Raw genomic sequence first — 8,722 nt, forward strand, 5'->3', positions numbered from 1 at the left:
AAAAGCTCAAGAATACAGAGCTTTTGGCCTTTTCTTTTTATTTGCATTTTAGCTGCGCTTAGCATATTTTGACTTAAACGAGCAGTGTTTTGCTAAAAATTGCGCCCAAAATTGCGCCCAAAAAATGGCTACTATCACAAAGCGAAAAAGAAAGAAAGGTACGGTCTATAAGGCGGAGGTCAGGCTACAGGGGCATCCCTGTCTTTCACAGACCTTTGATCGCCTGTCAGACGCTCAACGTTGGGTAGAGGAAACGGAGGTAATTATTCGATCTGGGGGGAGGGTGAATGAAATCTTGCCTGATGATGTGACCTTTTCCTCAGCGCTTGATCGTTACGAATTAGAAGTCTCCAGTCGAAAAAAGCCCAACACAAAAGTTCGCGAAATAACATCTGCCAATCGATTGCGAGAGGCTTTTGCCGGATTAAAATTAAAAGAGATTACATCGGCACTGGTAGCCTCTTTTCGTGATAAGCGGTTACAAACTGTGGGTCCCTCGACCGTTCAAAAAGATCTTGCCTTGTTGTCACACTTGTACACGATCGCAAATGCAGAATGGGCGTTGGATATAAAAAATCCAGTAGCGGCTATTCGTAAACCTGCCAAACCTGATAGTCGAATGCGACTGCTCAGCAAAGATGAGGCGAGGCATTTGCTTGAGGTTTCAAAGAAAAGTAAGAACGGAAAATTGTTTCACTATGTACAACTGCTTCTCCATACGGGCATGAGGCCGTCTGAAGGTGCTGGATTGAGGTGGAAACAGATAGATATTGATGCAAGAATCATTGACCTAACTGTCACAAAGACTAAACCCCGCAGAGTTCCTCTGACGGTTAAAGCTGTCGAACTGCTCCTTGAGATAATGCCGGAACAGTATGATGGGAACCAGTTAGTTTTTCTCCCTGCCAATTGTTCTGCAACTATTCAAAGGCGACCAAACCTTTATTTTCGAAGATCCTTTGATAATGCTGTGAAAAAAGCAAACATTGAAGATTTTCACATGCATGATTTAAGGCATACCGCCGCCAGTTATTTGCTGATGGCTGGAGTTGATTTGCGGACTCTTGCGGACATCCTGGGGCACAGTACGATGCAAATGGTGCAAAGGTACACCCACCTTCTTGATGACCATAAATTAAGAGCGATCGACCGAATCGAACAATTAGGCCGATAGTGTTATTTCACAGAATCGACCAGCTTACTCCCCGCCTTGAACTTGACCACCTTCTTGGCGGGGATGTTGATCATTTCTCCCGATTGCGGATTCCGTCCTTCACGGGCAGCGCGCTCGGAGGTGGAGAAGGTGCCAAATCCCACCAGAGTGACCTTGTCACCGCTCTTCATCGCCTCTGCGATGGCTGAAAAGACGCTGTTCACCACCTGCTCGGCGGCGGACTTGCTCAGGGCGCTTTCTTTGGCAACTTTGTCGATCAACTCGGTTTTGTTCATAAACACTCCATTGGAAGAGGAAGTTAATAACATCTTGTCTGCCTTGCGAGATAGCAGACCTTGCCCACCAAGGCAAGGTGCAATTGTCTTGGCGGGTCATGACTCAGTCGAAACCGCACCCCCTGCGTCACGCGAAGCCTCTTCGCTCTTCTCCTGGGCTTTGAGCAGCTCCAGATAATCTTTGATTTCGTCGGGGGGATAGTAGCGAAACTTGACCCTTCGACTGAGCCGTGCGGTGAAATCAGAGAAGGCCATAACGATCTCCCGCCCCTCTTCCATCAAGGCAGCGCCCTCTTCGTAGGTGATGCCGCCCATCTCTCCCAGCCGGCCTTTGAAATTGGCGTAGGCCATGTCAAACTGCCGCAGGATACTGAACATGGTGGAGCCTATCGGCGAGTTGACCCGCATGACCCGCGAGCCTTTTTCCTTCACCAGATTGATTTTCCTCTCCTCAATCTCCTGCCAAGAGGGGCGCTGTTTTTTTTCTTCGTGTTCCATGATTGAATCTCCATTGGTTGATATGAAATTAGTTCCGGTGGCGATGCCATGCCGGAGCGCAGACCTTTTATTGTTCGTTGTGGTCGGCCAATTTGGTCCAGCCATGCTGGTTAGGCAGAAATACGCTGTATGTTGCGCTTGATCCGGTGGCGATGCCAGCAGTCAAGCATGTAGACCGATCCGTAAGGAAACACCGCCGCCAGCACCATGAGCAGACTGCTCTTGGTGGCCAACGGCACCAGGTGTGGCTTGATGGCAAAGAAGCATTGGTATATTTGGTGGGCCTTTGCACCAAACTGGCTGGCCAACCGGCCGATGTTCTCAGGGGTACTCAAGCGGAACAAGACCAGATAGATGACATAGACCAGGAAGGCCTTGAGCAGGAGGGAGAGTGCCCGGCCGGAAAGCAGGGAGTTGACTGCCTTGCGGGTGATGTTGCCGACAAAGTAGCGACTGATATAGCTGCACATGAGGGTGTTGATGATCAGGGGCAGATAGGGGATGCAGCCAAAGAGCAGATGGCTGAACCAGTCGAGATGGAGGAAGACAAAGGGAAAGAGGTAGAAGTGGAACATCGGGAACAACAGCACCAGGGCAATCCCCTCGTTGAACCCGCTTTTCAATCCGATCTTGAAAAAATCGATGGTCCGCTCCAGGGTGAGGAACTCGGCCGGGATGTTTTGCCCCTTGCTCTCGATCACATAGAATTGCTGGATCTCGGAGATGGCACTGAGCAGGTTGACCGGCTTGTAGATCCGGCCGCTATCGGTGGTGATGATCTGGGCATTGGTGTCGTTTGCCCCTTTGGCTTCCCGTTCCCTGGTCATCAGCTCACCTGGTCACTGCCGGTATAGGGACTGACGCTGAGGATATCGCGGAGCAGCTCCGGCTTGGCTCGTTCCATCTCGGCAATGGAACCGAATGTCTCGGCATGGAAGGGGGTATAGTAGCCCCGCATCTCCTTGTTGAACTTCCTGGTCACCAGGAAGTAGCCACCGAAATAGGTGGCCTTGATCAAATGGGTGGCAATGACCTCATGCTGCTGTCGTAGCTGCTGAACAACACTGAACAGCACCTGGCGCATGGTGGGATCATCCTGGGCCATGGTGGCGATCTCCATGCAGCCGGCCTCTTGGGCCTGCTTGCGGGCCACCTCTTCCAGCACCTTGACCTGGAAATAGACCAGACCATCGGTCATGGAGAAGGCGAGAAATCGCCGGCCATCAAGCCGGTTGATGTAGGGCTTGAGCATGGCCAGGTATCCGGTGGCATCGAACCAGCCTGAGATGTCCATCCGCTGGGGCGGCGCGATCTCTTCCCTACATGGAGCAGGATCAATGGATTCCCCGTAGATGTCTGCCTGCACCCGCTGCACCGCTTCCCGGGGTGATGGCTTCGGTGGCTTTTCTTTCGCTTCCTCTTCGTGCGACTCCTTGATTTCCTCGGTTGCCTCCACTCCCACCCAACGCTCCAGCTCCTGCTGCCGGGCCTGCTGATCAGCCTTCTTGAGGGTCTTGCCCAGCAGCCCCTCGGTCAGCTTGTGGTGCATTTTGATGGCCCGAAGGATGTCCTCCTTGCGGGAGAGTTCCTTAAATCCGGGGATGGCGGATATGATTGCGCCGGCGGCCAGAGGATGCTCGCCCAGGGCATAGAGCGAACCTCGTGCTGATTTCAGTTTACCCAGGTCATGACCCAGGGCCGCCACCATGGTATCCGGGATTACATGCCAGGCCTGATGGTCGGAGAGCAGCTTGACCACCTGCTCGGCCACATTGAGGGAATGATTGAGGAGCGTGGTCTTGGACAGAATTTGATAAGTGTTCTGCTCCCAGGCAGCTTCGACATCGCCCTGAACATCGACCACCGAAGGGCACTGCCCCTCACGGTCGAGCAGGCGAAGAATCTCCATGCACACCGCCCGCTGCCCGGGCGCTTGTTTGAAAAAGGACCAGGTTCGCAACTGGCTGGCAAAGGAGCGGGCGCGTGGATGCCGCAGTTCAACCTTCTCGATGCCTTCAGCAATCACCTGCTCATTCCGCCAAAGGTGGGCCAACTCGGAGATATGCTTCACCCCTTCTATCCGGGTGAATGACTTGGGCCGGACCCACCGCTGCGAGAGGGCGCTCAGGGTCATCTGCTCCAAGAACGAGGGCTCCTGCTCTTCACCCCGCAGCACCAGTATGCCGGCAACGCCCACCAACACCAAAGCCACCCCCAGGATGATCGTCGGCCAGATGCCCAGCATCAGCCGCTCTTCACTTGCTTCTTGATGATCGTCTCACCGGCCAGGTCTGGAAAGACCACCTTGAGCCTCCCTTTCTCGACGTCGGCGGTCACTCCCTTGTAGGTCCCGGAGTAGGTGATGAGGAAGAGTTCACGGGGCTTCATCTTGAGGATCTCGCTCGGCTTGATCCGTACCTCTTCGGTCTCGCGGATGGCGACGTTGCCGCCCAGGGAGATGATGGGGGAAAATCGCTTCTCTTCGCCTAGGTGCTCGGAGACGTAGTTAGCGGTACTGGGATCCGGCACCCGCATGAACAGCTTGGTATTGCAGTTGTCGAGGATGGTATTGGCCCGGTCCTCGCCGACCTCGGCGTATAACTGGCTGATCGATTGACAGTATCCGTGGATGAACACTCCGGCCCCGCCAGCCTTGGCAAAGAGATCCTCAATCCCCTGGTAGAGCACTGACTGGGCCTCATCGATGTGGAGCACCAACGAGGGAGTCACATTCCTGCCCGAGGAGTAGACCCGACCGACAAAGGCCTGGATCATGGAGATGATCACCTTGCCGGCTGTATAAGCGGCCCGTTTGGTCAACAGTGAGCCCAACTGCACCACCAGGATGATGCCCTTGCCCTCCTCCAGCCTTTGGATGAAGCGGTTCTCGTCGGCCTTGCCGATGATCTTGCCGACATTGCCCGAGGTCAGCTCGGTGAGCGCCACCCGGAGCGAGCTGGCCACCTTGGAGTAATAGTCCGCCGGAGTCGAGAGGATCTTCTGAATGTCCAAGGAGAGCTGCTTGGCCTCCGGGCTGTCGATGTAGTCGATCTTCTCCTTGAGCTGCTCCAGGTCCTGGTGGCTGATATGGTTCTTGATGTCGTTGAGGTTGAACGAGGGCTTATGCCCGGCCTGCTCGGCCAGCATAATGAGCGCCTGAACCACCACCAGGCTGACCTCGTAGGCCACGCCGAAGAAATACGGTTCCCGGCCGATGGCCACCCCGGCGGTGATATGGGCCACCAGTTCCTCGGGCATGTAATAGGACGATAAGGGATCAAGGATGGCGCTGTATTGGGGAAAGATCGGGGTGATCAGCATCAGGTCGTCGAGCCGGTCGGTCTCGTGGGCCAGTTGGGTAATTTTGGAAAACAGATCGATGTCGCCCTTGGGATCGATGGCCACCACCGAATACCCCTTGCAGATATCCTGCTCGATGATGTGCTCCATGATCCGGGTCTTGCCGACCCGGGTGGTGCCGAAGCACCAGAAATGGCCCTTGCGGTGACTGTCGGGCACACCCAGTTCCATGACCGTCTGGGGATGATCAAGATGCACGCCTTGTCCAATATGGGTCCAGGGCATCTTCAGCTCTGCCTGTTCTTGCGACTTCATGGCAAGGCCTTGACGATCCGGACCTCGATTCGTTCCTGGAGTTCTCGGTCAACGGCAATGATCACCTCTCTTGGCAACTTCCTCGTGGTCAGAACAATACTCTTGTGGCCGACGTAGCGTTTCAGGCAGCGAAGTTGAAATCGATGAGCCGCATCGCCCAGATGATGGCGGAGCAGATTCTCGGTCAGGGTCTTCGAGACCCGGTCCAAAATGACTTTGGTACGAGGAGTACCATTCACCAGCACCGGTTCGACCCGGCGCAGGTGGAAGGCCCGGCGTTGGCCTGGCTGCAACCGGCCGGCATGGCGTTCATGCAGGCCGATCCGGTTGAGGGGACAGGTGGCGATGATCGGTTCGTTGGCGAGAATCTCGGTTTCAACCAGGAGATGGTCACCGGCCCTGTTGCGGACGACTTCGCCCCAGAGCAGGCGCCGCTCAAACGATTTGAGCAAGCGGACCTGCTTGATGACTGCGGCCGTGGCCAGGTGGTTTTCCAGAATGGTTATGAATTGATTGCGGGAGAGGACAGCGGGAAGGTCGAGGATGCGTTGAACGGGAAGTCCGTTTCTCTTGCCGTAGGCCACAACCTCCAGTTGCATTCCTTCCCGAAGAAAAACCATGACCTCCTGCCGGTACCACTGGGAGAGCTGTCGAGCGAAAGCGGATTCTATTTCCTGAATGACTTCGGCTGTGGAAAGGGTGTACCGACTGGCTAAAGACAGAATGATGGACTGCATACGTAATCATCTCCTTGTGAAAAGAAGAAAAGGCGACCGTTCCAATCGGTCTCTCTTCTTTTTTCAGGGGTGATGACATCGCACCTGCAGCGTGACATCGTTTTGGGGGCAGTTGAGAAGGAAAAAAGGGGGCGTTTCAGGGGGAGGCTGGAAGAATATTCACCGGGAAACGGAAGGTGGCGATGCGTTCAACTTGCTGTATTTAAGGTGAATCTGACGGTTTGTAGCCACTGAAAAGTCTCCATCTGCAATGGGCTTCATTTTTTTTCGACAATTCTATTTGGTAAGAGAAAATCGGTGGTTTGGAATGGCGCGGCTTTGCCTGAATTACTCGAAAGAGCCGACTTCTGACTGTTTGCCTCTTTATCTCTATTCCAAAAAAAAATGCCCGATGCAAGGTGCACGTTGCACCGGGCGATTATGATGGACGATTTCAGGGCTCCACCTCCATGCAGGTGAATAACGCAGCTTTCGGTCATGGGTGTGGCCCTTGCCCATTGAGCAATGAAGTCACTCTGCGCATAGCAGAGCACCGGCGTTCTCTTCCCTCATCGCCTATGCAGGGGCAATAAGTTGGCATGGTGCCACGAAAAAGAACCATCGTTGCCTTGATATGCTCTCGTCTTTACAATAGTTGTTCGAATCCTTGCCGGTGTCGGCGGCACAGAGGGAGGATAGGCACAAGGCTAAGACAATGATGGGGATGATGGATGATTATCATATCGCAAACCTGGGAGGTAACCAAGGGGCGATGAGTAAAATTCCTTGCCCCCCTCATTGTTATTATTTATTAATAACAAAGGAATAGGTAATCTTACCGGGGTTGCTTTCTTGGCGGTGATACAGTAGACAACTAAGAACTATCACTCAACAAGGGAGACCCGCATGCGCTGTTCCCGCCTCACCCTTCTTTTCCTCCTCTTCGCCATACCGGCCACCTGCTTCTCCTGGCCCACCAAAGTCGTTTCCGTTGCCGATGGCGATACCATCACCGTACTGTATAACGGTCAACAAAAAGAAGTCAGGTTGTATGGGATAGATTGCCCGGAGAAAAAGCAGAAATCACGGTCAATAGGCAAAGGTTTTAACCACTGCTTTGGTTGCCGGTCGGGGTGTTGAAGTTGAGCAGAAGGATATTGATCAGTATAAGCGGATTGTTGGCTTGGTGAAAGTTGATGGTCAAAGCCTCAGTGAGTTGACCATTCAGAACGGCTATGCGTGGGTATACACGAAATACTGCAAAGAGAAGTCCTGTTCTGACTGGGTGAAGGCTGAAGGAGTTGCCAGGCAGCAGAAGAAAGGGATATGGGCTGATCCTGGTACCATTCCACCTTGGGAGTGGCGAGCAGCATAGAGGGGAGACAAGCAAGAACAGGAGACAATGCCAGTCATCATGATTGGTGAAAACAAACCTGTTGGTGTTGGTTCATCTAGTGTCCTGTTTGGTTAATTTCGTCTTTTAATTTTCAAGGAACTTCTGAAGCTGTATGTCAGAATTGCGAGGTTAGAAGAAGGAAGACTGCGCCTAAAACCCTTGAAATTGCATGATTGAACTAACCGCACGGGACACTAGTGGACAATATCGATGTGACGGTAGAACCTATTGCTCGCAAATGACCTCATGCGATGAGGCGAAGTTCTTCTTGAGGAATTGTCCTGGCGTGAAGATGGATGGAAATGATGATGGGATTCCTTGTGAGAGGCAGTGGTGTCGTTGATAGTAAGTTACGGTTTGATTGGTTCACTATTGGAACAATATTGACTTTCTGCTTCGCCCATTTTCCCCTGATTTTCTCCACTTAAGGCAGGTGTCCAATTTCTGATCATCCTTCAAAATTGCATCATGACCAGAAACTGAAAAATAATCTGTTGGGCGTTGCAAAATCAAATATATAGCACATAGACCGTTTGGATTGGCTTAAATGACGCAAGCAATTACAAGAGAGAGGCTATCGGACTTACTGATAGATCCACGTGAGGATCTCAACTTTGAGGTCAAGAATTGGCTAGATCTTCAGAATAGCAATGAGGATAAAGCGACATTTGCGAAGGCTGTCTTAGCCCTTGCCAACCATGGCGGTGGCTTTATTGCTTTGGGCCTCTTCGAAACTGATTCGAGGATTGTTGAAGCAGAGGGACGGCCAGCAACATTTGAGGTTCATCCGGCAAATGCGTACCCGACTGCGGAATGAGTGGCGAAGTGACATGGCATGAGAGATGTTGTCTGGTGACCAAACCCGACAACAAAAGGAGTCTCAGCCATGTCACAAACACTTTTATACCATGCTTTTGGCATCAAGGGCGTCACCTATCGCAACACCCAACTTCTTGGCAATGCGCTCATCTTCTCTGTTGAAACGACCAGCCGCCATGTTGTCTGTCCAACCTGCGGGTATCGGTATTGCCATTTCAAAGGGAGGAAC

At 52.7% G+C, this 8,722-nt stretch carries 10 protein-coding genes; 4 read left to right on the top strand and 6 right to left on the bottom strand.

Features of this window, described 5'->3' with window-relative positions:
* Positions 1-283 precede the first annotated feature (283 nt).
* Positions 284-1,174 carry a tyrosine-type recombinase/integrase gene (locus Q362_RS22980; protein WP_169737439.1) on the top strand — a complete coding sequence of 297 codons (891 nt, stop codon included), beginning with the start codon at positions 284-286 and terminating at the stop codon, positions 1,172-1,174.
* Between the two features lie 2 nt (positions 1,175-1,176).
* Here the strand turns inward: Q362_RS22980 and Q362_RS0114870 are convergent, their stop codons facing one another.
* The 6 genes from Q362_RS0114870 to Q362_RS0114895 all read right to left on the bottom strand — a co-directional run bounded on the left by Q362_RS0114870 (position 1,177) and on the right by Q362_RS0114895 (position 6,299).
* Positions 1,177-1,449: an HU family DNA-binding protein gene (locus tag Q362_RS0114870; RefSeq protein ID WP_028319328.1), complete on the bottom strand. Its 273-nt coding sequence runs from the start codon at positions 1,447-1,449 to the stop codon at positions 1,177-1,179.
* 96 nt (positions 1,450-1,545) lie between these two features.
* Positions 1,546-1,947 carry a hypothetical protein gene (locus tag Q362_RS0114875; protein WP_028319329.1) on the bottom strand — a complete coding sequence of 134 codons (402 nt, stop codon included), beginning with the start codon at positions 1,945-1,947 and terminating at the stop codon, positions 1,546-1,548.
* A gap of 110 nt (positions 1,948-2,057) precedes the next feature.
* The gene (locus tag Q362_RS0114880; RefSeq protein ID WP_028319330.1) at positions 2,058-2,774 is read right to left on the bottom strand and encodes a hypothetical protein; all 717 of its coding nucleotides are present in this window, start codon (positions 2,772-2,774) and stop codon (positions 2,058-2,060) included.
* Entirely contained in the window at positions 2,774-4,192 is a 1,419-nt protein-coding gene (locus Q362_RS0114885; protein WP_028319331.1) for an HD domain-containing protein, read from the bottom strand. Before Q362_RS0114885 ends, Q362_RS0114880 begins: the two co-directional genes overlap by 1 nt.
* Positions 4,192-5,562, bottom strand: a complete 1,371-nt coding sequence (locus tag Q362_RS0114890; protein ID WP_028319332.1) for a type IV secretory system conjugative DNA transfer family protein — start codon at positions 5,560-5,562, stop codon at positions 4,192-4,194. The genes Q362_RS0114885 and Q362_RS0114890 overlap by 1 nt, the downstream gene beginning before the upstream one ends.
* Positions 5,559-6,299, bottom strand: coding sequence for a hypothetical protein (locus tag Q362_RS0114895; RefSeq protein WP_084312816.1), 741 nt, complete (start codon positions 6,297-6,299; stop codon positions 5,559-5,561). The genes Q362_RS0114890 and Q362_RS0114895 overlap by 4 nt, the downstream gene beginning before the upstream one ends.
* Positions 6,300-7,395: 1,096 nt before the next feature.
* Between Q362_RS0114895 and Q362_RS25025 the strand changes: the two genes are divergently transcribed.
* From Q362_RS25025 to Q362_RS23750, 3 genes are all read left to right on the top strand, one after another.
* Positions 7,396-7,653, top strand: coding sequence for a thermonuclease family protein (locus Q362_RS25025; RefSeq protein ID WP_084312818.1), 258 nt, complete (start codon positions 7,396-7,398; stop codon positions 7,651-7,653).
* A 190-nt stretch (positions 7,654-7,843) separates the two neighbouring features.
* On the top strand, positions 7,844-8,017 hold the full coding sequence (locus Q362_RS24885; protein WP_084312820.1) for an excalibur calcium-binding domain-containing protein: 174 nt from the start codon (positions 7,844-7,846) through the stop codon (positions 8,015-8,017).
* A gap of 204 nt (positions 8,018-8,221) precedes the next feature.
* Positions 8,222-8,491 (top strand): hypothetical protein, encoded by a 270-nt coding sequence (locus Q362_RS23750; RefSeq protein WP_157470177.1) that lies wholly within the window; start codon positions 8,222-8,224, stop codon positions 8,489-8,491.
* The last annotated feature ends 231 nt before the right edge of the window (positions 8,492-8,722 follow it).

Source organism: Desulfobulbus elongatus DSM 2908 (assembly GCF_000621145.1).
In the GTDB taxonomy this organism is placed as follows: domain Bacteria; phylum Desulfobacterota; class Desulfobulbia; order Desulfobulbales; family Desulfobulbaceae; genus Desulfobulbus; species Desulfobulbus elongatus.